Annotated in this window: 1 protein-coding gene; it reads left to right on the forward strand. The window is 70.0% G+C overall.

Features of this window, described 5'->3' with window-relative positions; translation table 11 throughout:
- The coding region (locus OO47_RS33185) for an ATP-binding cassette domain-containing protein (protein WP_030223682.1) at positions 1 to 207 on the forward strand (207 nt) is incomplete at both ends.

Consider the following 207-nt stretch of genomic DNA (forward strand, 5'->3'; position numbering starts at 1 on the left):
TCGGTCAAGGGCCACCGGCTCCTCGACAACATCGACATGGCGGTCCACGACGGGAAGGTCGTCGGACTCCTCGGCCCCAACGGCTCGGGCAAGTCGACCTTGCTGCGACTGCTCGCGGGGCTGCGGAAGCCCGAGACCGGAACCGTCCGTTATGACGACACCAGCCTGAGCGACCTCGGCCGCCGGGTGCTGGCCCGACGGCTCGCC

The organism is Streptomyces bikiniensis (assembly GCF_000716625.1).
In the GTDB taxonomy this organism is placed as follows: domain Bacteria; phylum Actinomycetota; class Actinomycetes; order Streptomycetales; family Streptomycetaceae; genus Streptomyces; species Streptomyces bikiniensis.